This is a genomic window from Algibacillus agarilyticus (assembly GCF_003286125.1).
Lineage (GTDB): Bacteria > Pseudomonadota > Gammaproteobacteria > Enterobacterales > Alteromonadaceae > Algibacillus > Algibacillus agarilyticus.
In genome coordinates this window covers 38300-61184 of the sequence record NZ_QMED01000013.1, presented here as the reverse complement: position 1 = coordinate 61184, position 22885 = coordinate 38300, and the positions used below count along the sequence as shown (strand labels likewise).

The following is a 22885-nucleotide window of genomic DNA, read 5'->3' as shown; positions in this document are numbered from 1 at the left end:
ATAGATAGAGTTAAAATGGCCGAGAAACGTAATATATTCCTCGTGGGTCCTATGGGGGCCGGCAAGAGCACAATTGGTAGACAACTAGCTCAAGAACTTCATCTAGATTTCGTAGATTCTGACGCAGAAATAGAGCGCCGTACTGGTGCTGATATCGCTTGGGTTTTCGATGTGGAAGGTGAAGAAGGCTTTCGCGTACGTGAAGAGAAAGTCATATTTGATATAACCGAACAACAAGGTATTGTTTTAGCCACAGGTGGTGGTTCGGTAATAAGCAAAGAAGTTCGCAATCGTCTATCTGCTAGAGGCTTTGTCGTATATTTAGAAACGACAATTGACAAACAAGTCGCAAGAACGCAAAAAGATAAAAAACGCCCACTACTACAAACAGCTGAACCTCGCAAGGTACTTGAAGCTCTCGCAAAAGAGCGTAACCCGTTGTATGAAGAAGTAGCTGATCTATTAGTTAAAACTGATGATCAAAGCGCAAAAGTAGTAGCGAAAGAAATAATAGACCGCCTAGGTTTTTAATTAAAAAATAGTAGCTATGAGCATTACACAATTAAATGTTGAATTGGGGGCTCGTAGCTACCCTATTCGTATTGGATCCGGCTTAATTAATAATAAAGCTGAATTCAACAATATCATTAAAACAAAACGCGTAGTCGTTGTAACCAACGAAACAATCCAGCCTTTATATTTAGAGTCTGTTCTCAGTAGCCTCACTGACTTTAACACCAGCTACACTATTCTTCCGGATGGCGAACAGTTTAAAACACTCGAATATTTTGAAAAGATTAACGCGTATTTACTCGAACAAAATTGCGGCCGAGATACCACTTTGGTTGCATTAGGTGGTGGAGTTATTGGTGATTTAGTCGGCTTTGTAGCGGCTTGTTATCAGCGCGGCATCCCATTTGTTCAAGTTCCAACCACACTTTTATCTCAAGTTGATTCTTCTGTTGGCGGTAAAACCGCAGTTAATCACCCTTTAGGTAAAAACATGATCGGTGCATTTAACCAACCGCAAGCGGTCATCATCGATACAGAAACACTAAAAACATTGCCACCGCGTGAATTTGCAGCAGGCGTTGCAGAAGTCCTGAAGTATGGCTTAATTTGTGATTTAGCTTTTTGGCAATATTTAATTGCACACCAAGATAAAATTCAAACGTTGAACGATGAAGAAATACGCTACATTATTCAACGCTGCTGTGAAATCAAAGCCGATATCGTTGCTAAAGATGAAACCGAACAGGGTTTAAGAGCATTATTAAACTTAGGTCATACTTTTGGTCATGCTATTGAAGCAGAAATGGGCTACGGAGTTTGGTTACACGGTGAAGCAGTCGCAACGGGGATGGTCATGGCTGCGGAGGTGTCTCTAAACAGAGGTTACTTAACTCCAACAGAATTTGATGAAATCAAATTAGCAATAACGGCATTTAATTTACCAATTAGTAAACCAAGTTCTATGTCAGCAAGCGATTTTATCAAACACATGAAACGCGATAAAAAGGTAAGTGATAACGTAATGCGATTCATTTTACCCAGTGCATTAGGACAAAGCGCTTTATACAGCGATGTAAGCGAAGCTGAATTAATAGCGATCTTATAAGCTGCAGTAAAGGCTAATACAATGCAAACGACAACGTCAGCAAGGCTGTTACATAACTTACAGTTTTCTGACGCTGTTATTATCTACACGCAATTACAAACCCCGATCCAAAAACAACTATCGCTATTTATTGAACACTTTAATGTTTGCTACATCGCAACAACCCCCGATCATACAATTGAACAACTGCGAAGCATTATAATTCAACAACTGTTCAGTAACCCATTGCTCAATCCCAATTTAAGCTTAATTGAACTGTTTAATGAGTTTGATGATCAGCAGCAAGAATACGTTATCATTATCAAAAATCACTACAATGCCGAATTATTAAGTGATTTAATTTCAATGCATAAACTCTTTGCCAAACGTTTAAAAATAATCATTGAGGTTGAACCTCTAAAAGCGTCTGAAGTAATTAAAAAGTTTAAGCAAGCCAATGACACAATAACCTTAATTGGTGAGCTCACGGGCAGTCTCCAAAGTAAACAAACCTTTAGTCATGCATTAGAAAATAGCACGCCAAACTATCAAAAACCGATCATATTAAGCAGTCTTATTTTAGTCACATTAATCTTTTTGACGACACTGTATTACTATAACCAAAAAGATGACCAAACAGGGCATCATGTTGAAAACACAACAGCAACAACACCACAAGAAAGAGTGAATAAAGACAAGCCTGTTTCAGCTAAAGAGCAACGGATTCAGGAATTAAGTAAGCAATTATTAAAACCAATTAATACAAGTCAACTTAGCGATAGTAGCACACAGGCAGAAGAGCCTGAACAAGCCGAACAAACCGAACAAACCGAACAAACCGAACAAACCGAACAAACCGAACAAACCGAACAAACCGAACAAACCGAACAAACCGAACAAACCGAACAAACCGAACAAGCCGAACAAGCCGAACAAGCCGAACAAGCCGAACAAGCCATTATTAAAACAACGATAACGGACACTAAAAAACAAATTTATAAAAAAACAAAAAAAGTTTTGTTTAATACTGAGCAATATGACAACGCATGGTTTTTACAAGCCAATGCGAAACATTATGTATTACAACTTGCCGTTATCAGTAGCAAAAACTTATTACACGATTTTATCAACGACAATGATTTGCAAGATAAGGTAAAAATTTATCAAGTTGCTGGCCAGTATGGTGTTGTTTTAGGTGATTACCCTAATATAAAACAAGCAAAGCTTGATATTACTAAACTTAACAGTAATATCGTCATCTCAAAAGCGTGGCCTAAACCGATAAGTACGATCCAAGCCGCAATAAAAACATCAACGGCAGCAGATAACATTGAATAAAGTACGACCCTTTTTAAAATGGGCAGGAGGAAAATACCTGCTAGCAGAAAAAATCAGCAAAATACTGCCTAAGGGTGATTGCTTGGTTGAACCTTTTGTCGGTGCTGGCGCTATTTTTTTAAATAGTCACAACTATTCTCGCTACATACTTAATGATATTAATGCCGATCTAATTAACTTGTATCGACTGCTACAGGACAATTCAGCTGAAATTATCAAACAAACACAGTTGCTATTTGCAGGCGACAACAATCTTGAAAGTAAATATTACGAGCTAAGAACAAAGTTTAATGAATCAAGTGATCCATTTGAGCGCTCTTGTTTATTCATTTATTTAAATCGCCACGGCTACAATGGCTTATGTCGCTACAATAAATCAGGCATTTATAATGTCCCCTTTGGACGCTACGTTCATCCTTATTTTCCTGAAAAAGAGCTTGAATATTTTGCTGAAAAATCTCAAAACGCGACATTTACCTGCTTAGATTTTGAGCAAGTGCTCCAAGACAGTCCAAACGAAAGCGTGATCTATTGCGATCCACCATACGCCAGTATCAATCCTCTAAAGGCCGCCTCGTTTACGGGTTATGCATCGGGTGCCTTTAACGATATACAGCAGCAAAAACTCAGTGAGCTAGCACAAGCTGCACGTGACAACAAACAAAGCACAATACTCATCAGTAATCACGATACAAAGTTTACTCGCTCAATTTATGCTAATGCCGATAAAAGGAAATATTTAAAAGTGGGTAGAACGATCAGTACCAATACCAAAAACCGCAAACCGGTTAAAGAAGTACTGGCGTTATATCAAACAGCCAAAAGATCAACGCCTTAACTCACATACAATCTCAAATACATTCTCAACTATACGCACATAAGCTAAAAGCAGCGGTAACGGCAAATACTCAAGTGATAGTTATATACTCATCGTTGTCAAAGGTTGATCACTTATTAATTGGATTGGTATAGTCAAAGCGATCGGGTTTTAGGGGCAGCCGTCAAGCTTCGAGACCCCATGAGCATATGCTCTACTATGTGATTGGGGCCGCCTAAATGGATTTAGGTGTTAGAACGACGCAGGAGCCAAAGTCGAGAGTAAGCGCTGACAATGAATCATAAAACCTGAGCGAGAAGACTATATTTTACAAAACCCAGCTCACGACTAAGAGTAAACTCACGATAAATAACGCCACACCGATAATCCCCACCACAATATAAGGCCAAGGTGAATCTGCTTGAAAATCATGCTGTCTTTTTTTATCTGATTGCACGCCAAATAAAGCACACAACACACTACAAAACACAGAAAGCCAACGAGATAACATGATAAATCCATTAAGAAGTAATGGACTGAGTATAGATAGGAATTAAGTAGATTATTAACGAGTGGAATAATAAAAACAAAAATGCCCGTTAAAACGGGCATTTAATCATAAAAATAAGTTAGCTATTCGCTTACTTGAATTTTTTGCTTAAATCAGAAAGGTCAAAATCCATACCGTAAGATAAGAATAATTTAAAGCCATCATAGCCATCTTTACTTGCTTTAGATAAACCTAAAGTAAAGTTTGATTTAGATGCAGTCACATTGATGTCATTATATGAACCGCCACCATCAATGCTGTAGATACCAACATGAGCAGCATAGCTAACATCATCTAAAAATTTAACGCCACCTGTTGGTAAAGCAAATTCATAATCAGCAGACAAATATTTATCATCAGCAAAGCCTGCGCCCCACTCTGAATCAGCTAACAATGCTAAGCCAACGGTTAAGCCTTCAACTTCTTTGAAAGAAACTGAACCATAGATTTCACTGAAATCGCGGTTCTCATCAGCTTCGCTAATACCATCTAAATAAACGTATTCAACATAACCTACGTCATAACTTACTGAACCCGCTTCACCGGCATAACCAAAATACCAATCAAATTCAACATTTGTTTCGCTACCAAAATCAACATTAGAAGCCCAAACACCAGCATAAGCGCCAGAATCATGAGCATAATCTAAGCCGCCTTGAATTGCTGGGCTAATTTTAACGATGCTGTCTTTAGAATCTTTGTCAGTTTGTGTAACGCCACGCCATAAGTAGTTAGTTGTAGCACCAACATTTGCAGATAAACCTTCAACAGCCATTGCTGATGTAGACGCGAAACCGGCCGTAGTTAAAGCAACAACTGCTGCGATAGATGTTAATTTCATAATATTCTCCCCATAGATTTTTATATGAAATATGTTGTTATATTGCTATTTATTTAGCAGACAATGTGCCAGAAATAGAATTACTATCCCTGTATTTTTATTTTACCTTTAAATTCAGCAAGTTAAACAACAAGCCTTGCTAAATCAGTAAAAATTAATGACAATCTAAGCCACTAATTGTCGAAAGTCAATGACCCAAAAACGAACATTAGCACTATAATGGTGCTCACCAATATGAGGCACATATGCATAACATACAAATATCCCCTTCTATCTTATCGGCTGATCTCGCCAATTTAGGGCAAGATGTACAAAATGTAATAGATGCGGGTGCAGATGTCATTCATTTTGATGTAATGGATAATCACTACGTCCCTAATCTAACTTTTGGTCCTGCTATTTTAACCGCCTTACGTAACTATGGTATTACAGCCCCCATCGATGTTCACCTAATGGTTGAACCGGTAGATGATTTAATCGAACAGTTTGCACAAGCTGGCGCTAATTTTATTAGTTTTCATCCCGACGCCAGTAAGCATATTCACAGATCATTACAATTAATTAAAAGCTTTAATATAAAAGCGGGGTTAGTATTAAACCCTGCAACACCGATCACAGAAATAGAAGAAGTATTACACGAGCTTGATTTTGTTTTAATTATGTCGGTTAACCCCGGTTTTGGTGGCCAAGCCTTTATCCCGCATTCATTGGATAAAATTAAACGCCTAGCCGATCTAATTAAGCAAAAAAACCTCAACTGTTTTATTTCAGTGGATGGTGGCGTAAAAACCGACAACATTCAAGCTATAGCCGCCGCAGGCGCAAGCTATTTTGTTGCAGGTTCGGCTATATTTAATGCCGAAGATTATACACAAGCCATTACCACGTTACGCAACAATGCCAATTTATAGTGCACGATAGGAAATCAGCAATGCAGACAAACCTAAAAAAGATAATAACCACACTCTTTTTGCTCTTTTTCGCACACATTGTGTGCGCTAAAACAGACCTAATTGTACAGTGGGACACACAAAAAGCTGCATTGCCAGCGCCGATGTGGCAATTAAACGACGAATTACAGGTCACGACTTATAATTTAACGCGAGCATCCAAGCGCCCAGTTAAAATATTAAAAATAACCGTAACCGAAGATAGCCAAGCACCTAGCGTTATCCTTTATTTGCGTAAACATATCGCCGTTAAAACTGTTGAATATGATCAAGTTGTATCAGCGCAGCTTTTTCCGGGAGACGCACGTTATAACGAACAACAACATCACGATATAATCAATTCAGAAGATATCTGGAATACCCGTACTGATTGCTCAAGTGTGTTAGTTGCTGTTTTAGATTCAGGTATTGATCTTGACCACCCCGATTTAGCCAATAACGTGTGGGTCAACCCCAATGAAATTGCAGACAATGGGATCGATGACGACAACAACGGTTTTATAGATGACGTGCATGGTTGGAACTTTATCAACGATAATAACGCGCCAGAAGACGACGGAGGCCATGGTTCGCATGTAGCCGGCTTATTTGGAGCAATAGGTGACAATCAAGGAGTCGGCGTTGCAGGTGTTTGCTGGCAAGCTAAAATAATGCCGGTAAAAGTACTCGCTGATACGGGAGGCAATTTATCGGATCTGGCTTCAGGAGTCGATTATGCAACGGCAATGGGCGCCCGCATTATGATCTTATCACTTGATTTTGATAACTTTGACACCGCGTTATTCAACCAAATGCAAACAGCAGAAGCCGAAAACGACACTTTATTTTTTATTGCTGCCGGTAACAGTGCATTAGACATTGATAAAAACGCAGTTTATCCCGCTGCTTACAGCCCGCTGTTAAACAATACGATCGCCGTCGCGAATGTAACAGATGAGCTAGCTCGCTCCACCAACAGTAACTACGGCGCCAACATTGTTGATATTGCAGCCCCAGGCACAAACTTACTCAGTACCAGTTTAGACGCGGATTACAAAATTCAATCAGGCACCTCAATGGCCGCCCCCCTTGTGGCTGGCGCAGCCGCTATAGCATTAAGCGAAGATAACACGTTATCAAGCCTTACACTGCGCAGTGCATTAATTCATTCAGTAACAAGCAACTCCGATTTACAATGGCTCAGCAAATCGGGTGGTGTACTTAATCTAGAAACGCTGTTAGATAACACACAACAAATACAGCCGACGCTTTTTTCAATTAACCCCGATCAACCAACCGAGCTCAGAGGTTTAGGTTTAACCGACACTACGAGTGTTACCTTTACGCAATTTACCAGCAGTAACAGCACCCAAACCGAAATACCCCATGTAGTATCAAGTGATAAGCTCATTACGCTAGGCAGCGCAGCACAACGACCCGGCTTTTATACCGCCATCAGTGCGTCAGGTAATTCAAATGTATTAGCGTCTTGGGCTCAAGAAACGCCTAATGCGCCACAAAACCTTAGTGTATTAATAAACGGTTCAGGTTATGCACTCACGTGGACAGAGTCTGCGTTAGCTGATGTTTATGTTATTGACCGTAACATTAACGGCACCTGGAGTGAATTAGCCACCACAACGGCTTCTCCCTATTTTGATACCAGTATTCCAACTAACGACACCATTCAATACCGAATGCGCGCTCGTTATTCTTATGTTAACCCCACAACAAAGGCCAGCAGCAATATTACGTCAGATTATTCAACAACCGTCGCCCCTGGCACTCAAGTCTTCTCAGGTGCTTGGTTAACAGAAGAACTGGCAACCATTCCTAAATCATACGATTTTATTAATTTACGTTTAAAAACATCGGTCGATAGCACGTTAAAATACGATGTATCAGGCGGTTCGTTGCCTAACAACCTCTATTTAAGTGATGATGTTGGCCATATTACGGGTGATCCCAATGAGATTGGCACGTTCACGGTCAGTGTTACCTACACAGGTAGTGGCGTGTCGGGTAGTCGTCAATTCAAATTGAATATCACAGAGAGTAATGACCTTATTTTAGATGAGCCCAATGCTGATATCGCGATGAATTTTAGAATAAACCAAGGCCAAGTAACCTCATTACAAAACAAATCCAATAGCGATTTAAACATTAAATCAATTCGCCTAACCGCTTATAACTTTGATGAACCCATGAGTGATGTCATCATAACAGCACAACCGGATCAATTTGTCGGTGGTACGATCCAAAATATCCAAGCTCGCATCGGAACAGGCGGTTGGGCAACATTAGATAATAGCTCACCTAACTTAGCAATTAACAACGGCTTAAGCTGGAAAGTACAAGACAATTTAACTTACGATTTAAATGAAAAAGATAACTTAATTGAAGTTGAATTTGCGATCACTTGGCAAGAATTACCCACCGAGCCAACTGTAGACGATACCGATAACGCGACAGAAGAATCAAGCGGCGGTACAGCTAACTACTGGCTATTTATATTACTCGCATTGGGTTTGCGCAATAAAGCCGCAAAGCGATATTTAAATATTCGTTAAACTCGTTTCAAGTGACTTGGTTATAGACACAAGTCACTTGTTCATCGAAACCTTATCTAGAGTCAAAGCGATCGGGGTTTAGGGGCTGGTTTCTAGTTCCAGCCGAAACCTAAATACTTACATCCATGTCAGCAAAGCCGTCAAAGCTAACGCGTCCTGCTCTCGCCCCTTACCTACATCCATGCAGGCAAGCTTCGAGACGCCATGAGCATATGCTCTACTATGTGATTGGGGCGGGTAAGCGCTGACAATGAACCATAAAACCTGAGCGAGAAGACTATAACAGTGATAATTCTCACCTGTTATGCCCAAGTTACCTGGGTATAACTAAGATTAACTTGTTTTAATTCTGACCACGCCTTCTTGAGCAGCACTGGCGACAAGCTCGCCCTGCCGATTATATATTTCGCCACGCACAAACCCTCTCGCCCCCGAAGCAGAAGGGCTTTCAACGACATACAACAACCAATCATCAAAACGAAATGGCCGATGAAACCACATAGAATGATCAATGGTTGCCACTTGCAAACCTCTATCCATAATAGAACGTCCATGTGGCTGCAACGCCGTTGTTAAAAAATTAAAATCAGACGCATAAGCCAATAAATATTTATGCTCGTGCTGACAATCAGATAACCCCCCATTCGCTTTAAACCAAATGTGACGTTTAGCTGGCATAGCTCGCGGTTCAAGCGGGTTAACAAATTCAACCGGTTTAACTTCAATTGGTTTCTCACCCGTAAATTTATCTCGTAAATGAGTCGGAATTTTATCTTGGTTAGCCCGAATAAAGTCTAATTCAGACATTAATGATTCAGGTAGAGGTACATCAAGAGGCATTTTATTTTGATGATCAAAGCTGGTTTCGGGCAATTGAAAAGAGGCCGTCAAATAGAAAATTGTTTTACCATGCTGAATCGCTTCAACTCTGCGTGTTGCAAAGCTTTTACCGTCTCTTATCGTTTCAACCTGATAAACAATAGGGTGTAACACATCGCCAGGACGTAAAAAATAAGAATGAAATGAATGAACAGCACGTTCATTGCCTATCGTTTGCTGTGCGGCCGATAAAGCCTGACCAAGCACTTGCCCACCAAATACCGCACCAAAGCCGAGATCTTGGCTTTGCCCACGAAATAAACCGGCTTCTATTTTCTCTAAATTAACCAAGCTAATCAGTTCATCTAAAACAGCAGACATATCTTAAAATCCATAAATAATCTCATCGTACCAGTTTAGAACAAATGGTTAAGACAACCAAGTTAGAAATTTAAAAGTAAGTTGTTCTAGAGTCTAAAAAATTCAAGTGTTATTATAAGTTCATGTATAAAGTTACAGGATAAGGGGCCACCATGGCACGAGGTATAAATAAAGTAATCTTAATAGGCAACTTAGGACAAGATCCTGAAGTGCGTTATTTTCCGAACGGTGGCGCTATCTGTAATGTGACCGTTGCTACATCAGAATCATGGAAAGACAAACAAACCGGTGAACCACGTGAAGCAACTGAATGGCATCGCGTTGTATTTAATAACCGTTTAGCCGAGATCGCTGGCGAATACTTGCGTAAAGGTTCAAAAGTTTATGTTGAGGGCAGCTTAAAAACGCGTAAGTGGCAAAATCAGCAAGGCCAAGATCAATACACAACAGAAATTCGTGCAAACGAAATGCAAATGTTAGATGGTCGTCCAGGTGCTGACTCGGGTGGATACCAGCCGCAACAATCAGGCGGATATCAACAAGCGCCTCAGCAAGCAGCACAACCTATGGCTCAACAACCGCAACAAGGTGGTTACCAACAAAAACCACAACAAGCGCCTCAGCCAATGGGTCAACCGCAGCAAGGTGGTTATCAACAAAAACCACAGCAAGCAGCTTCTGCTCCTAGTGGTTATCAGCAAAAACCACAACAAGCGCCTACACCTCAACCACCTGCCGTTGAGCCTAGTATGGACTTTGATGACGACATTCCGTTCTAGCACGTCCTGAGCAACGTTTTAAGTCACAAAAAAACCGCCTCTCAGCGGTTTTTTTTGTTTGTTATCATTCATAAATTAGGTTAACTAATCACTTCTAAAGCCGCGTAAGCTAGGGTTTCGTCATCATCTTCAGCGAGTCCGCTAATACCAATAGCGCCCATCACTTTACCCGCGACGATAATAGGAACGCCCCCTGCAATGCCCGTGATACGTGGATCGGTCCAGTAACTTAAATCCTTGCCGGTTTCTTGCGCCCAACGGGCTAAACTTTTGGTTGTTTGGCGATCACGTGCCGCCGTATAGGCTTTATTTTTAGCTAATACGCAGGCATGCAAACTAACATCATCCATACGTAAAAAAGTCATTAACTCTCCATGTGTATCGGTAATAGCAATGGCGATATTCACACCTTGTTTAATCGCTAATTCAAGCGCTTTATTTTGGATTAATAACGTGTGTTGTAATGTAAGCATCTAGATCTCTTTTTAATAATGAATCATTTATTAACGCACTTAATAATAACGCTTTAAACAATAGCGCCTTTATTAAGTGCGAATAGTATTTAAGGTAAAGCTTGACCCCGAGCCGTAACATAAAGTGAATACCAATCGTCACGGGTTAACTGCTGCATAATTTCACTTGCCGCACCACAGGCTTTAATTCGCGCAGCTTGTGTTGTACCAATAACCGGCTGCACTCGCGCAGGGTGACGCATTAACCAAGCCAAAATAATGCTTTCACACGTTGTTTGATATTTATGAGCTAATGATTGCACCAACTGCGCCGTTTTAACAACAGACTCCGGCTGCTCACTTAGATCACGACCACTGAATAACCCTTGGCATAAACTGCCCCACGACTGCACTTGCAAATTATTCATTTGACAATATTCAAGTGTGCCACTGGTAAAATTAACGTGGCTACCTTGCGTATTTCCAGCTAAAACACCTTCTTCTAACCAATCTAATTTTTGTAAATTAATTTCTAATTGATTGATAAGCAACGGTTCATCTAAATAATGATTCAACAGCTGTATTTGGTGCAAGTGCATATTTGATACACCAAAGTGGCTTACTTTGCCACTCGCTTTAATAGCCTTAAGCGTTTGAGCTATTTCTTCTGCATCCATTAAGGGATCAGGGCGATGCAATAGCAACACATCGATATGCTCTACTTGTAAACGGTTCAAAATGCCATCAATAGAATGATTAAGCCAAGTAGGTGAGGTGTCATATCGACCGGGATATTGCTCATCAGCAAATCGGATCGCACATTTAGACTGAATGTAAATCTCACGTTGTAATTCAGGCCGTTGTTTGAGTATTTTAGCAAAAACTTTTTCGGCTTTACCCGATGTATAAATATCAGCATGATCAAATAAGTTAATGCCGATCGCTAATGCGGCATCAACAGCTTGATGTGCAATTTTAATGTGGTCTGCTGTGATCGCACTTTTGGGATCCCAATCACCACCCAACCCCATACAACCAAACACTAAATCACTAACTTGAGGTAACTGTTTTTCTAACGGTAATTTACGCATAAAAACTCATTATGGCTTAATCAAAAATAAACAGTTTAGTCAGTGTAGTAAAAGGAGAGAAGAGCGCAAAAACGAAATAACCATTCGTTATAACGAACAATAACAGCTATTATTAGCCGCAAGTTCAATCAACGGGATCGAAAAATGAGTCTCGAACACAAAAAGCTCGAACGCTTAATGCTATTTCATGAAGTCGCTAAACAGTTAAACTTTGCAGCCGCTGCAAAACAATTACATATCTCACGTGGCTATTTATCTGATCAAATAAAACAACTTGAGCTAGATTTAAACACCACACTATTAATTAGAACCACACGCAGCGTACGCTTAACACAAGACGGGCAACATGTTTTAAATTGCGGTACCGAAATAAAAAGTGCATTACTTAATTTAAATCGATCAATAGGCGAGTTAGAGGGCTGCATTAATATTACTGCACCCAAATTGTTTGCCGAACGTTATTTACTTAACTTGTGTCAGAAATTTAAAAACCAACACCCAAATATAACTTTTAACATTGATACCAGTTATACCGCGTTTGACTTAAACCAAGCCAACTTTGATTTAGCGTTTAGAGCAACCTTAACACCGCCAGAGAACATGGTCGCTAGCCCATTATTTAGCTATCAGCATGTCTGCTGTGCTAGCCCACAATATTACGCGCAATATGGTAAACCTAAAAGCCTGCTCGATTTAACACAGCACAATTGCTTAACCGGTCCTGAGCAATCGAGTTGGCCTTTCGCCAGTGGCCACATCAATGTAAAAGGTAACTTTATCATTAATGATCACCCTTTACTTAAGCTACAAGCAATCCAAGGGCTAGGCATTGTGCGTATGCCTAGTTACTACGTAAATCAAGAAATCACAGCGGGTTTGTTAGCACCTTGCTTAGAGCATGAATACATTAAAGGCTACGATATTTATTTAATTCATCCACCCCGGGTTCAACACTTAAATAACTTACAAGCTTTTATCCAATTTATTAAGCTCGAGTTTAAGCACCAAAGTGACGACCATTAAAACGAGAAGGTAATGTAATGATCCCGCCGGTGGTACAAAACACAACCAACACCAGCAAGCTGCCACTGATAAACCCCAAGCTGTGAATTGCACAAACTAAAGCTAAACCGAGTAACAACCAACCGATAAACGCAAATGTCAGCAAAGGTATAGATGATAAGGCAACGTTCGGGCTTAATTTAATTTCACGTGTCGCAATTAAAAAGCTCGTTATAGATAACGTAATCATAATAACAGCGGTAATTAATAAAAAAGTCAGCATTTTATTTCCTCTTTTCACAACATTATCAATAGACTAACAAATAGCTCGCACCATGTAAACGATAATGATTATGATTATGATTATGATTATCGTTTACACATAGAGGAAAATTAAACAAGTGTTTGAAATATTTTTAATTGACGTTATAGTGAGGTCAGACCAGTTTAGGTTTATGTGAAATAAGATTAAGCGATTTACGTTTCGCATGGCGCATAAAATAATAAAAAGCCGACTATACTGGGTGTAAGTTTTTGAATTGAAAATAACAACTTGATTAAGCCGATGGAGAAAACCCTATGATTTACCAAGGTGACAGCATTAAGGCCCAGCTAATTGAAGCCGGTATTGCTGAGTTATCACTCGATTGTGCAGGCTCAGTGAACAAATTCGATCGCCAAACATTAACTGAGTTCAAAGCGTGTATAGACCAACTTAAAACGCACAGTGCGATAAATGCCCTGATTATTACCAGCACGAAACCCGCATTTATCGTAGGGGCAGACATCACAGAATTTATTCAAACGTTTCAACTGCCCGATGATGAATTACTAAGTTGGATCAAAAACGCAACCGATATTTTTGATGCCCTTGAAGATTTACCCTTTGCAACAATTAGTGCAATTAATGGCTACGCCTTAGGCGGAGGATGCGAAACGATTTTGGCAACAGATTACCGCATTGCCGACACCACCGCACGTATCGGCTTACCTGAAGTTAAACTCGGCATCATGCCAGGATTTGGTGGTACCGTCCGCTTATCAAGAGTGATCGGTGCTGATAATGCAATGGAATGGATCACAACCGGGCAAGACCATAACGCCGAAGCCTGCTTAAAAGTCGGTGTAGTAGATGCGGTTGTCGCTCCTGAAAATTTACGTGATGCCGCTATTGATTTAGCACGCAATGTAGTCAGTGGCGAATTTGATTGGCGCACCAAGCGAGCACCTAAATTAGCGCCTTTAACACTTAGCAAAGTTGAAATGGCCATGAGTTTTAACTTAGCTAAAGCCATGGTTCTGGGTAAAGTAGGAAAACATTATCCCTCACCTTTTGCCGCGATCGAAGCGATTGAAAGCGGTGCAACCCTGGATAGACAAGGTGCGATGGCAATAGAGAACAAAATATTTGCCCGACTCGCTAAAAGCCCAGAAGCCACCGCGCAGGTAGGGATCTTTCTAGCCGATCAACTCGTTAAATCAAAAGCTAAAAAAATAAGTAAACAAGCAGAGCCTATTGAGCAAGCGGCCGTTTTAGGTGCTGGTATTATGGGTGGTGGCATTTCTTATCAATCGGCTTATAAAGGCACTCCAATAACGTTAAAAGACGTTAACCAAGCCGCTTTAGATTTAGGCCTAAATGAAGCCGCAAAACTGTTAACTAAACAAGTAGAACGTGGCCGAGCCACGCCACAAAAAATGGCAACGGTATTAAACAAAATTGTACCCAGCTTATCGTACGATAGTCTTAACAATGTAGATATTGTGGTTGAAGCGGTCACTGAAAACCCCAAAATAAAATCCGCTGTATTAGCCGAAACAGAAGCTAAAATTCCTGCGAATGCAATTTTAGCGTCCAATACTTCGACGATTTCAATTAATGAACTCGCCAAAAACCTGAAAAAACCAGAACAGTTCTGTGGCATGCACTTTTTTAATCCGGTGCATCGCATGCCTTTAGTTGAAGTGATCCGAGGAGAAAAAACATCTGATGCAACGATTGCAAGTGTGGTGTCTTATGCGCAAAAACTCGGTAAAACACCTATCGTTGTTAACGATTGTCCCGGCTTTTTAGTTAACCGAGTACTCTTCCCCTACTTTGCCGCCTTTAATCAATTACTCAATGATGGTGCTGATTATCAGCAAGTTGATAAAGTAATGGAAAAAGGTTTTGGCTGGCCAATGGGCCCTGCTTATTTACTCGATGTAGTCGGCATTGATACCGCCTGTCACGCTCAGCAAGTGATGGCGCAAGGTTTTCCGACTCGGATGGCGTTACCTAATAACAACCTGATGCAACAATTATTTGATGAAAAACGCTTAGGTCAAAAAAATGGCTTAGGTTTTTATCAGTATGAGCTCGATCGTAAAGGTAAATTAAAAAAATCAGCAGACGAACGCGTGGCAACCCTGTTATCACAAACCACACAAGCACCAAAAGCCTTCACGGCCGACGAAATCATTGCACGGCTAATGACGCCGATGATCAATGAAATGATCCGCTGCCTAGAAGAAGGTATCGTCGCGAGTGCAGAAGAAGCCGACATGTCAGTCGTATATGGCTTAGGTTTCCCACCTTTTAGAGGCGGTGTATTCCGATATTTACAAACACTAGGATTAAATACGTTTATCTCTCAAGCAGATGAACTCGCCCATTTAGGCGAAATATATCAAGTGACCGATGGCTTACGTCAAAAAGCAGCGGCCAACGAAGCCTATTTGGCGCAATAACGAGGAGGATCCAGATGAAAAATGTTGTAGTTATCGATTGTGTTCGTACGCCAATGGGACGTTCGAGAGGTGGCGTATTTCGCCATGTACGTGCCGAAGATTTATCGGCCTCAGTTATTTCGGGCTTGTTGCGTCGTAACCCTAAAATAGACCCAAATGAAATTGAAGACGTGATCTGGGGATGTGTAATGCAAACCCTAGAACAAGGTTTTAATATTGCGCGTAACGCCGCATTAATTGCCGGCCTGCCAAAACAAGTTGCCGCCGTTACCGTCAATCGTTTGTGCGGCTCATCTATGCAAGCCATACACGATGCCGCTAGAGCCATTATGACTGGCATGGGTGATGTATTCGTCGTGGGTGGTGTAGAGCATATGGGGCATATCCCAATGACCCACGGCATTGATTTTCACCCCGGCATCGCCAAAAATGTCGCCAAAGGTGCGGGTTCAATGGGGTTAACCGCCGAAATGCTGGCGCGCCTGCATGGCATAACACGAGCGCAGCAAGATGAATTTGCCGTTCGCTCACACGCTAGAGCCCACGCCGCAACGGTTGAAGGCCGATTTACTAACGAGATAGAACCCATCATGGGGCATGATGCACAAGGTAAACTAATCAAGGTTAAGCAAGATGAAGTGATCCGCCCAGAAACCACATTAGAAGGCCTTAGCGCTTTGCGCCCAGTATTTGATCCCGCTAACGGCACCGTCACGGCAGGTACATCATCAGCACTATCAGATGGCGCTTCCGGTATGATTTTAATGTCAGAAGATCGGGCAAAATCACTTGGGTTAACCCCCATCGCCACCATCAAATCAATGGCGGTATCGGGTTGTGATCCCTCTATTATGGGTTACGGACCCGTGCCCGCTACGCAAAAAGCCCTTAAACGAGCAGGTTTAACCATGCAAGATATTGAACTGGCTGAGTTAAATGAAGCTTTTGCCGCACAATCACTACCCTGCGTTAAAGACTTAGGTTTATTAGACCAAATGGACGATAAAGTGAATCTAAACGGCGGTGCGATCGCACTTGGCCACCCATTAGGTTGCTCTGGTACGCGAATTTCGACCACCTTGCTTAACTTAATGCAAACAAACAATGCACAACTGGGTTTAGCCACTATGTGTATTGGTTTAGGCCAAGGCATCGCCACGGTATTTGAACGTTATTAAGTAAAGAGAGAGTTAACATTTGAAATAACAAAACCAGCTTTAAGCTGGTTTTGTTTTATCTGCCTCCAAGCTTGTTGGGTTGACGCAGTACGACTACAAGAGATAAAAATAAAAGCAAAAATATATTATCGATGCAAAAACAGGAATAGCAGACAAAAAAAATCCCGTTTACCAATAAGGCTAACGGGACGTATAGGGAGATACAAACAAATTCCAATCACATTAATTATGACTTCAGCTTTTTAAATAAGTTCAGATAAACCATCAAATAAATAAAAAATAAAAAGATGAACTCAGTAATGCTTTGTTTTTACTATGATTATCTTTGCCGTTTCTTTTATCTTTTTACTGAAATAATAAAAACTTCATCACATTTAACTAATTTTTCATCTTCTCGCTTTTACTAACACTTTATTTATCCGATATTATCTGTCATAACTATATACAACTGTTTTAGTTGCTTTAAGCCAACAAAACACAGCAAAGATAACGCCCTTCGGGACAAAACAATAAAGATTAGGACGACACATGAAAATCACTAATTTAATTAAAGCATCCATCTTAGCAACAACCATGACAGCCGGCGCAGCCCAAGCTGATATGATTTACGGTTTATATTTTGGCGCACAAGGTTGGCAAACTGGTGCTGACGGTACGTTTGGTAACGACGGTAGCTCAAACAATGTAACCTTTGATTTTGAAGACAAAACGTCGACTTCATTTTATGCTGCGGTTGAACATCCAATCCCTTTAATCCCAAACATTAAAGTACGTCAAAACAACATCGAAATTGACGGTAATATCTCAGGTCAATTTACTTTTGGTGGCAATACGTATGTGCAATCATCAAAAACGACGGCTGACTTAACTAACACCGATTTCATTATTTATTACGAAATTTTAGATAACGATTTAATCAGCATTGATATCGGTTTGAACGGTAAAAAAATAGATGGTTCTATCATGGTGCATGATACATCAAGCGCCAACAGCGAGCCGTCAACCACTGAAGAATTCAGCGGGATCGTGCCAATGGCCTATGCCGCCGCTGAAATTGGCTTACCTTTTACCGGCTTATCAATTTACGCAGATGGTAGCTTTGTCGGTTATGACGGCAACAGCCTAACTGACATTCAAGCAGGTGTGCAATATGCCTTTATTGATAATTTAGCCGTTGATATGAGCCTACAATTAGGTGTTCGTTCATTTGCACTTAAATTAAATGATTTAGATAACATTGATACCGATATTGATGTGAATGGCGGCTATTTAGGTTTGCAAGTTCACTTCTAAGTACTATACCCAAGTGACTTGGGTGTAGCCGAATAATATGCCGATAGGCACTATCGTAAAAGCCCAACGTCGTTGGGCTTTTTTTATTTCTATTTTTTTATTATCATAAAAAAGCTTTAACCTGAATAGGGTTCAGCCAATGCTTAACTCACCTCAAGTTTTAACTCAACGGTATTACCATCCGGATCAAAAATATAAACCGATTGACCAAAGCCTTGCGCACCATAACGTGTAGCTACCTCACCCATACGTACATTATGCTTAGTTAAATGGACCAGCAAATCACTTAAGCTCATCTCGGTAAAACCTAAACAAAAATGATCAAGGTTATTATCTCGACCACTCGACGCACGCCCCCCTAAACGCCCCAGCTCACTATCAACCGCTACAATATCAATTAAAGCCGAGCCCGCGCGCAATTGGGTTAAACCGACATCGGGTGCAAGCTGTCGCTCAACAACACAACTTAAAACCTGACAATAAAAATCAACCATGATTTGCGTTTGTGTTGTGCGTAACACTAAATGATCTATTCCTGTTATTTTCATGTTTTTCTCTATTCATTAACTAATAACATTGTATACAGTGAGAACAAAACGATACCCAAAAGATCATATAAATACACGACAAAAAGGGTTGTATTCACCTAGCGAGTCCTTTAGCGTATGCACAAATATCTTTTTCTATAAAAAGAGCTCCATGCTAAACACATTTTTAACTTATCTTAATGACCAACTAAGCCAAACTATTTTAGGTAACTTCACTCCCTTATTCGTGAACATTTTTTCGCTTTTATTTCTGGGCATTTCAGCCTATTACATCAGTAAATTTATTTTACGGCTGTTAGCAAAAATAGCCACAAAAGCCACTCATCACTCCTTTGATGATTCGTTACGTAAACATAAAGTTTTAAGTAAAAGTGCTCGATTAGGTAGCTTAACAATCACATGGTCGATGTTAAATATTTTTCAAGCAAACCAATCGGCTGGCTACGAATTTATTTTATTAGGCGTTGAGTTATTTGCCGTCTTTGTATTTGTGCAAATCGCGTTTGCCTTACTTAATGTTTTTTCAGATACCTACAAGCAATACCGTATCGCTAAAGACGTGCCAATCAATGGCTTCATCCAAGTTATCAAACTGTTTATCTTTTTAATTACGCTCACGATCACTGCTTCAATTTTAACTCAAAAATCACCTATTTATTTATTAAGTAGCTTAGGGGCGATCACGGCCGTTTTATTATTAATATTCCGCGATACTATTTTAGGTTTTGTCGGGGGCGTACAAATTATAGCCAACCGCTTAATTTCAGTTGGTGATTGGATAGAAGCACCTGATTTTAATGCCGATGGCGAAGTGCTCGAAATCGGTTTGAATACAATAAAAGTACAAAATTGGGATAAAACCATCTCAAGTTTCCCCACGCACAGTGTGCTGTCTAACTCATTTAAAAACTGGAAAGGTATGAAACAATCCGGCGGGCGCCGTATTAAACGCTCAGTACTGATTGATATTAACAGCATTACAGAATTTGATAATGACTGGCTCAACCCTAAAAAGCCAGCCCTGCCATTATTAAGTGAATGCGACTTAACGTATGCCACCAGTAACCTTGCGGTCTACCGTCGCTATTTAGAAGCTTGGCTTAAAAACTATAATCGCATTCATAACGATTACACATTAATCGTCAGAGAACTGGCTCCAACTCAGCACGGTGTACCGATCGAAGTATATGGTTTTGCAAATGATAATACGTGGCGTAACTATGAAGAGATCCAAGCGGATGTGGTGAATCAAATGATTATCTTATTACCCCGTTTTGATTTAGTTGCTTTTCAACAAGCAAGTGGTTTAGATTTTCAAAAGGCCTTTTCGCAAAACACTTAACGGTACAAACATAAGAAAATAAGAAAATAAGAAAATAAACATTAACTTAAAAACAAACCAAAAGATTGGTTACGGCCGGCTTTTTTACCTTTGTATAACGCTTGGTCGGCTAGTTCAACTAAGGCTATTGCATTAAAGGCTTGTGGCTCTTTAACACTTGCCACACCTAAGCTCACACTCACATAATTAGAAACGGGGCTGGCTTCATGTTCAATTTTCTTTTCATTAATTGCGACACGGATCCGATCGGCAACCACCAAAGCCGCCTCTAATGTGGTATCCGGTAATAATAAAATAAACTCTTCACCACCAAATCGAGCAGCGATATCAGATGGTCTAAATACATTTTGTTGGATCACTCGAGATAACGTTTTTAAACACTCATCACCCGCACAATGGCCATAATGGTCGTTATAAAGCTTAAAAAAATCAAAGTCGAGTAAAATTAAACTGAGCGGCAGCTGGCTACGACTGGCAATACGCCACTCTCGTTGATAAGTTTGCTCAAAAGTACGCTTATTGTATAAGCCCGTTAAACCATCCACATAAGCATGTTTGCTTAAAATGCTTATTGCCTTATGTGTATTAATACGTTTTTTAATACGGGTCATCTGCAGCGTTAAATCATCATGCAACAACAACGTTTCGTTTGCGCCTAAATTTAAAGCCAACGAGGCTAAAGCAGAATGACTTTCATCCAATACACAAATAATAGGAAAATCTAAATCATGCCGTTTAAATTCAGCAATCGAGTTCAAAGCATGATTTCGGTTATCATAACAGCCTGAAAAATTAAGCAAAATAGCATCAAAATGCGAGGCAGATTGACTCGCATAAAACGCATCATAATCATCAAATGCTTGAATACTAAAACCGTAAGTTCCGTTGTTAAACTCTGGGTTTAAATCGGGTAATGCAATAGTTGCTAAACGATATTCGCCCGAGAAATCACAACCATCAGAAACGCGATTGCTTGAGAAATGCCCCGCTAAAAATTCATAAAGATCTTGCAAGGACAATAAGCCACGAGCAACTGATTTATCGCCTCGAATTATAACCGGCAAATGTTGTGAATAATCGCCTTGCTGCCATACCTGTTGTGCAATTAACTGTCGGTGCTCAGCCTCTAAATCATAATCTAACCAATTAATACCCAAGCTGGCGAGAATGGCTTGCAAGGCATCGTAGCGACTAATATCAACCGAAAACTGCCAATAAGCACGAAATAAAAATGCACGATAAGATTTAGCTTTTTCTGGATACATTTGCTCAACCATCATTAACGACAGCATGGCTAGCCGACTGTTAACACAAAAACCAGGATCAACAATTTTTACGTTAGGCTCCATGCCTTGTAAAATGCCGATATCACCTTGAATTTGAGCTTGGGTAGGTCCTTGCTGGCCATGCAGTTCAATAGCCGGTAAGTGCTCAACATAGCGCCATTGAATTTCATCATATTGCTCATGCTCTAATAATCGCTCGTGTAATACATAACTATAGGGGCAATTCAGATCAAGAAAAATTTGCAACATGCAATACTCCACCAGCTCTCTTAAAAAAAGCAATCGGGTTAAAACACAAAAAGCGGATCTGATAAATCAAAATCCGCTTTTCTGTTAAGCCAAGCTGTTTACCTGCACTCATGCCGAGCCACTTGGGGTCTTCCAAAAATTGTAAAGTTTAACGAGCGCCGTGTACAATCATGGTTTTACCATGCGCTTCAACCAAACCTTGAACCTCTAACTCTTTTAGTACACGCCCAACCATCTCACGTGAGCAACCAACAATGCGGCCTAATTCTTGACGGGTTATTTTGATTTGCATGCCATCAGGGTGGGTCATCGCATCGGGCTTTTGCGCTAATTCAAGTAAAGTGCGAGCAACACGACCCGTTACATCTAAAAAGGCCAAATCAATAACTTTGCGTGATGTATCACGTAATTTAATCGCTAATTGGCTCGCCACTCTAAATAAAATTTTAGGGTTCGCCATGCAAAGCGCTTCAAACTCATCATAGCCAATTTCAGCAACTTCGCATTCGGTACGCGCGGTAACACATGCACTACGAGCACCGCCATCAAATAATCCCATTTCACCGTAAAACTCACCGGGGTTTAAATACGCGAGTACAAGCTCACGTCCTTGCTCATTTTCGGTCGTGACAGAAACCGAGCCACGTAGCAATAAATGTAATGTTGATGGGCTATCCCCTTCATGAATTATCACTTGTTTTGCAGCAAAAACTTTTCGCTTACACAAGCTAACAAATTCTTGCAGCTCGTTATCTGTTGCTAATGAAAAAGGAACGGACATGTCTATGCAACCTTATTATTTTTAGTTTAGGTATTTATGGCTTTATATTTACTTAGCATAATCGGTGTGATGTAGCCTTCAATGGCCGCATTCAAGTAATAAAGAGTATAAACCAACTGACTCCATTTAGTTATTAAAAAATCATTTTTACACAAAGTGACAGCATAAACTGCATAAAGCATTAAACGCACAAAATAATCAATAACCTGATAGATAAAGATGCGAGTTTTACACAAAGTTATACACCTTTTAAAACAAGAACTGCACTGCTTTTAAACAAGTTAAACACACATTTATCCACAGGTAATGCCC

At 40.3% G+C, this 22885-nt stretch carries 22 protein-coding genes; 12 read left to right on the top strand and 10 right to left on the bottom strand.

Annotated features, from left to right (window positions below; translation table 11 throughout):
• Window positions 1–15 precede the first annotated feature (15 nt).
• From aroK to DPX34_RS11770, 4 genes are read left to right on the top strand one after another with little or no spacing between them, the layout of a single operon-like run.
• A complete protein-coding gene (aroK, locus tag DPX34_RS11785) occupies window positions 16–531 on the top strand; it encodes a shikimate kinase AroK (RefSeq protein WP_111978628.1) in 516 nt (171 codons plus the stop codon).
• 22 nt (window positions 532–553) lie between these two features.
• Window positions 554–1618 carry a 3-dehydroquinate synthase gene (gene aroB, locus DPX34_RS11780; RefSeq protein ID WP_111978676.1) on the top strand — a complete coding sequence of 355 codons (1065 nt, stop codon included), beginning with the start codon at window positions 554–556 and terminating at the stop codon, window positions 1616–1618.
• Window positions 1619–1639: 21 nt separating this feature from the next.
• Complete coding sequence (locus DPX34_RS11775; RefSeq protein WP_111978627.1) at window positions 1640–2935, top strand: SPOR domain-containing protein; 1296 nt, start codon at window positions 1640–1642, stop codon at window positions 2933–2935.
• Window positions 2928–3773 carry a Dam family site-specific DNA-(adenine-N6)-methyltransferase gene (locus tag DPX34_RS11770; RefSeq protein ID WP_111978626.1) on the top strand — a complete coding sequence of 282 codons (846 nt, stop codon included), beginning with the start codon at window positions 2928–2930 and terminating at the stop codon, window positions 3771–3773. Before DPX34_RS11775 ends, DPX34_RS11770 begins: the two co-directional genes overlap by 8 nt.
• 307 nt (window positions 3774–4080) lie before the next feature.
• Here DPX34_RS11770 and DPX34_RS11765 read toward each other — a convergent pair whose 3' ends face one another.
• Together DPX34_RS11765 and DPX34_RS11760 are read right to left on the bottom strand one after the other, a co-directional pair.
• Window positions 4081–4263: a DUF2970 domain-containing protein gene (locus DPX34_RS11765; RefSeq protein WP_111978625.1), complete on the bottom strand. Its 183-nt coding sequence runs from the start codon at window positions 4261–4263 to the stop codon at window positions 4081–4083.
• Window positions 4264–4393: 130 nt separating this feature from the next.
• On the bottom strand, window positions 4394–5143 hold the full coding sequence (locus DPX34_RS11760) for a TorF family putative porin (RefSeq protein WP_111978624.1): 750 nt from the start codon (window positions 5141–5143) through the stop codon (window positions 4394–4396).
• A 245-nt stretch (window positions 5144–5388) separates the two neighbouring features.
• On the opposite strand from DPX34_RS11760, the gene rpe reads away from it, so the two are divergent.
• Together rpe and DPX34_RS11750 are read left to right on the top strand one after the other, a co-directional pair.
• Window positions 5389–6054 carry a ribulose-phosphate 3-epimerase gene (gene rpe / locus DPX34_RS11755; protein ID WP_111978623.1) on the top strand — a complete coding sequence of 222 codons (666 nt, stop codon included), beginning with the start codon at window positions 5389–5391 and terminating at the stop codon, window positions 6052–6054.
• A gap of 20 nt (window positions 6055–6074) precedes the next feature.
• The gene (locus tag DPX34_RS11750) at window positions 6075–8642 is read left to right on the top strand and encodes a S8 family serine peptidase (protein ID WP_111978622.1); all 2568 of its coding nucleotides are present in this window, start codon (window positions 6075–6077) and stop codon (window positions 8640–8642) included.
• Window positions 8643–8975: 333 nt separating this feature from the next.
• Here the strand turns inward: DPX34_RS11750 and tesB are convergent, their stop codons facing one another.
• Window positions 8976–9842: an acyl-CoA thioesterase II gene (tesB, locus tag DPX34_RS11745; protein WP_111978621.1), complete on the bottom strand. Its 867-nt coding sequence runs from the start codon at window positions 9840–9842 to the stop codon at window positions 8976–8978.
• Between the two features lie 152 nt (window positions 9843–9994).
• Between tesB and ssb the strand changes: the two genes are divergently transcribed.
• The gene (gene ssb / locus DPX34_RS11740) at window positions 9995–10621 is read left to right on the top strand and encodes a single-stranded DNA-binding protein (RefSeq protein ID WP_111978620.1); all 627 of its coding nucleotides are present in this window, start codon (window positions 9995–9997) and stop codon (window positions 10619–10621) included.
• Between the two features lie 80 nt (window positions 10622–10701).
• Here the strand turns inward: ssb and DPX34_RS11735 are convergent, their stop codons facing one another.
• A complete protein-coding gene (locus tag DPX34_RS11735; protein ID WP_111978619.1) occupies window positions 10702–11094 on the bottom strand; it encodes a GlcG/HbpS family heme-binding protein in 393 nt (130 codons plus the stop codon).
• A gap of 89 nt (window positions 11095–11183) precedes the next feature.
• Complete coding sequence (locus DPX34_RS11730) at window positions 11184–12164, bottom strand: aldo/keto reductase (protein ID WP_111978618.1); 981 nt, start codon at window positions 12162–12164, stop codon at window positions 11184–11186.
• Between the two features lie 144 nt (window positions 12165–12308).
• Between DPX34_RS11730 and DPX34_RS11725 the strand changes: the two genes are divergently transcribed.
• Window positions 12309–13187, top strand: a complete 879-nt coding sequence (locus DPX34_RS11725) for a LysR family transcriptional regulator (RefSeq protein WP_111978617.1) — start codon at window positions 12309–12311, stop codon at window positions 13185–13187.
• Here DPX34_RS11725 and DPX34_RS11720 read toward each other — a convergent pair.
• Complete coding sequence (locus DPX34_RS11720) at window positions 13162–13449, bottom strand: hypothetical protein (RefSeq protein ID WP_111978616.1); 288 nt, start codon at window positions 13447–13449, stop codon at window positions 13162–13164. The two genes, DPX34_RS11725 and DPX34_RS11720, sit on opposite strands and share 26 nt — an antisense overlap.
• Before the next feature lie 296 nt (window positions 13450–13745).
• Here DPX34_RS11720 and fadB point away from each other — a divergent pair, with 296 nt between their 5' ends.
• The 3 genes from fadB (at window position 13746) to DPX34_RS11705 (ending at window position 18367) form a co-directional block, all read left to right on the top strand.
• Entirely contained in the window at window positions 13746–15896 is a 2151-nt protein-coding gene (gene fadB / locus DPX34_RS11715; protein WP_111978615.1) for a fatty acid oxidation complex subunit alpha FadB, read from the top strand.
• A 14-nt stretch (window positions 15897–15910) separates the two neighbouring features.
• Window positions 15911–17074, top strand: a complete 1164-nt coding sequence (gene fadA / locus DPX34_RS11710; protein WP_111978614.1) for an acetyl-CoA C-acyltransferase FadA — start codon at window positions 15911–15913, stop codon at window positions 17072–17074.
• A 528-nt stretch (window positions 17075–17602) separates the two neighbouring features.
• Window positions 17603–18367: a TIGR04219 family outer membrane beta-barrel protein gene (locus tag DPX34_RS11705; protein WP_111978613.1), complete on the top strand. Its 765-nt coding sequence runs from the start codon at window positions 17603–17605 to the stop codon at window positions 18365–18367.
• 143 nt (window positions 18368–18510) lie between these two features.
• Here DPX34_RS11705 and DPX34_RS11700 read toward each other — a convergent pair whose 3' ends face one another.
• Complete coding sequence (locus DPX34_RS11700) at window positions 18511–18915, bottom strand: VOC family protein (RefSeq protein WP_111978612.1); 405 nt, start codon at window positions 18913–18915, stop codon at window positions 18511–18513.
• A gap of 151 nt (window positions 18916–19066) precedes the next feature.
• Between DPX34_RS11700 and DPX34_RS11695 the strand changes: the two genes are divergently transcribed.
• Entirely contained in the window at window positions 19067–20257 is a 1191-nt protein-coding gene (locus DPX34_RS11695; protein WP_111978611.1) for a mechanosensitive ion channel family protein, read from the top strand.
• A 41-nt stretch (window positions 20258–20298) separates the two neighbouring features.
• On the opposite strand, the gene DPX34_RS11690 is transcribed toward DPX34_RS11695, so the two are convergent.
• From DPX34_RS11690 to DPX34_RS11680, 3 genes are all read right to left on the bottom strand, one after another.
• The gene (locus DPX34_RS11690; protein WP_111978610.1) at window positions 20299–21792 is read right to left on the bottom strand and encodes a diguanylate cyclase; all 1494 of its coding nucleotides are present in this window, start codon (window positions 21790–21792) and stop codon (window positions 20299–20301) included.
• 148 nt (window positions 21793–21940) lie between these two features.
• Entirely contained in the window at window positions 21941–22573 is a 633-nt protein-coding gene (gene crp, locus DPX34_RS11685; protein WP_111978609.1) for a cAMP-activated global transcriptional regulator CRP, read from the bottom strand.
• Window positions 22574–22599: 26 nt separating this feature from the next.
• Window positions 22600–22809, bottom strand: coding sequence for a hypothetical protein (locus DPX34_RS11680; RefSeq protein ID WP_111978608.1), 210 nt, complete (start codon window positions 22807–22809; stop codon window positions 22600–22602).
• Between the last annotated feature and the right edge of the window lie 76 nt (window positions 22810–22885).

Excerpts from the sequence above, each read along its gene's own strand:
- DPX34_RS11720 (WP_111978616.1), bottom strand. The coding sequence starts at position 13,449 with ATGCTGACTTTTTTATTAATTACCGCTGTTATTATGATTACGTTATCT.
- DPX34_RS11765 (WP_111978625.1), bottom strand. The coding sequence starts at position 4,263 with ATGTTATCTCGTTGGCTTTCTGTGTTTTGTAGTGTGTTGTGTGCTTTA.
- DPX34_RS11700 (WP_111978612.1), bottom strand. The coding sequence starts at position 18,915 with ATGAAAATAACAGGAATAGATCATTTAGTGTTACGCACAACACAAACG.
- DPX34_RS11760 (WP_111978624.1), bottom strand. The coding sequence starts at position 5,143 with ATGAAATTAACATCTATCGCAGCAGTTGTTGCTTTAACTACGGCCGGT.
- DPX34_RS11730 (WP_111978618.1), bottom strand. The coding sequence starts at position 12,164 with ATGCGTAAATTACCGTTAGAAAAACAGTTACCTCAAGTTAGTGATTTA.
- DPX34_RS11735 (WP_111978619.1), bottom strand. The coding sequence starts at position 11,094 with ATGCTTACATTACAACACACGTTATTAATCCAAAATAAAGCGCTTGAA.
- aroK (WP_111978628.1), top strand. The coding sequence starts at position 16 with ATGGCCGAGAAACGTAATATATTCCTCGTGGGTCCTATGGGGGCCGGC.
- DPX34_RS11725 (WP_111978617.1), top strand. The coding sequence starts at position 12,309 with ATGAGTCTCGAACACAAAAAGCTCGAACGCTTAATGCTATTTCATGAA.
- DPX34_RS11775 (WP_111978627.1), top strand. The coding sequence starts at position 1,640 with ATGCAAACGACAACGTCAGCAAGGCTGTTACATAACTTACAGTTTTCT.
- rpe (WP_111978623.1), top strand. The coding sequence starts at position 5,389 with ATGCATAACATACAAATATCCCCTTCTATCTTATCGGCTGATCTCGCC.
- DPX34_RS11750 (WP_111978622.1), top strand. The coding sequence starts at position 6,075 with ATGCAGACAAACCTAAAAAAGATAATAACCACACTCTTTTTGCTCTTT.
- ssb (WP_111978620.1), top strand. The coding sequence starts at position 9,995 with ATGGCACGAGGTATAAATAAAGTAATCTTAATAGGCAACTTAGGACAA.
- DPX34_RS11705 (WP_111978613.1), top strand. The coding sequence starts at position 17,603 with ATGAAAATCACTAATTTAATTAAAGCATCCATCTTAGCAACAACCATG.
- crp (WP_111978609.1), bottom strand. The coding sequence starts at position 22,573 with ATGTCCGTTCCTTTTTCATTAGCAACAGATAACGAGCTGCAAGAATTT.
- DPX34_RS11695 (WP_111978611.1), top strand. The coding sequence starts at position 19,067 with ATGCTAAACACATTTTTAACTTATCTTAATGACCAACTAAGCCAAACT.
- DPX34_RS11690 (WP_111978610.1), bottom strand. The coding sequence starts at position 21,792 with ATGTTGCAAATTTTTCTTGATCTGAATTGCCCCTATAGTTATGTATTA.
- fadB (WP_111978615.1), top strand. The coding sequence starts at position 13,746 with ATGATTTACCAAGGTGACAGCATTAAGGCCCAGCTAATTGAAGCCGGT.
- tesB (WP_111978621.1), bottom strand. The coding sequence starts at position 9,842 with ATGTCTGCTGTTTTAGATGAACTGATTAGCTTGGTTAATTTAGAGAAA.
- fadA (WP_111978614.1), top strand. The coding sequence starts at position 15,911 with ATGAAAAATGTTGTAGTTATCGATTGTGTTCGTACGCCAATGGGACGT.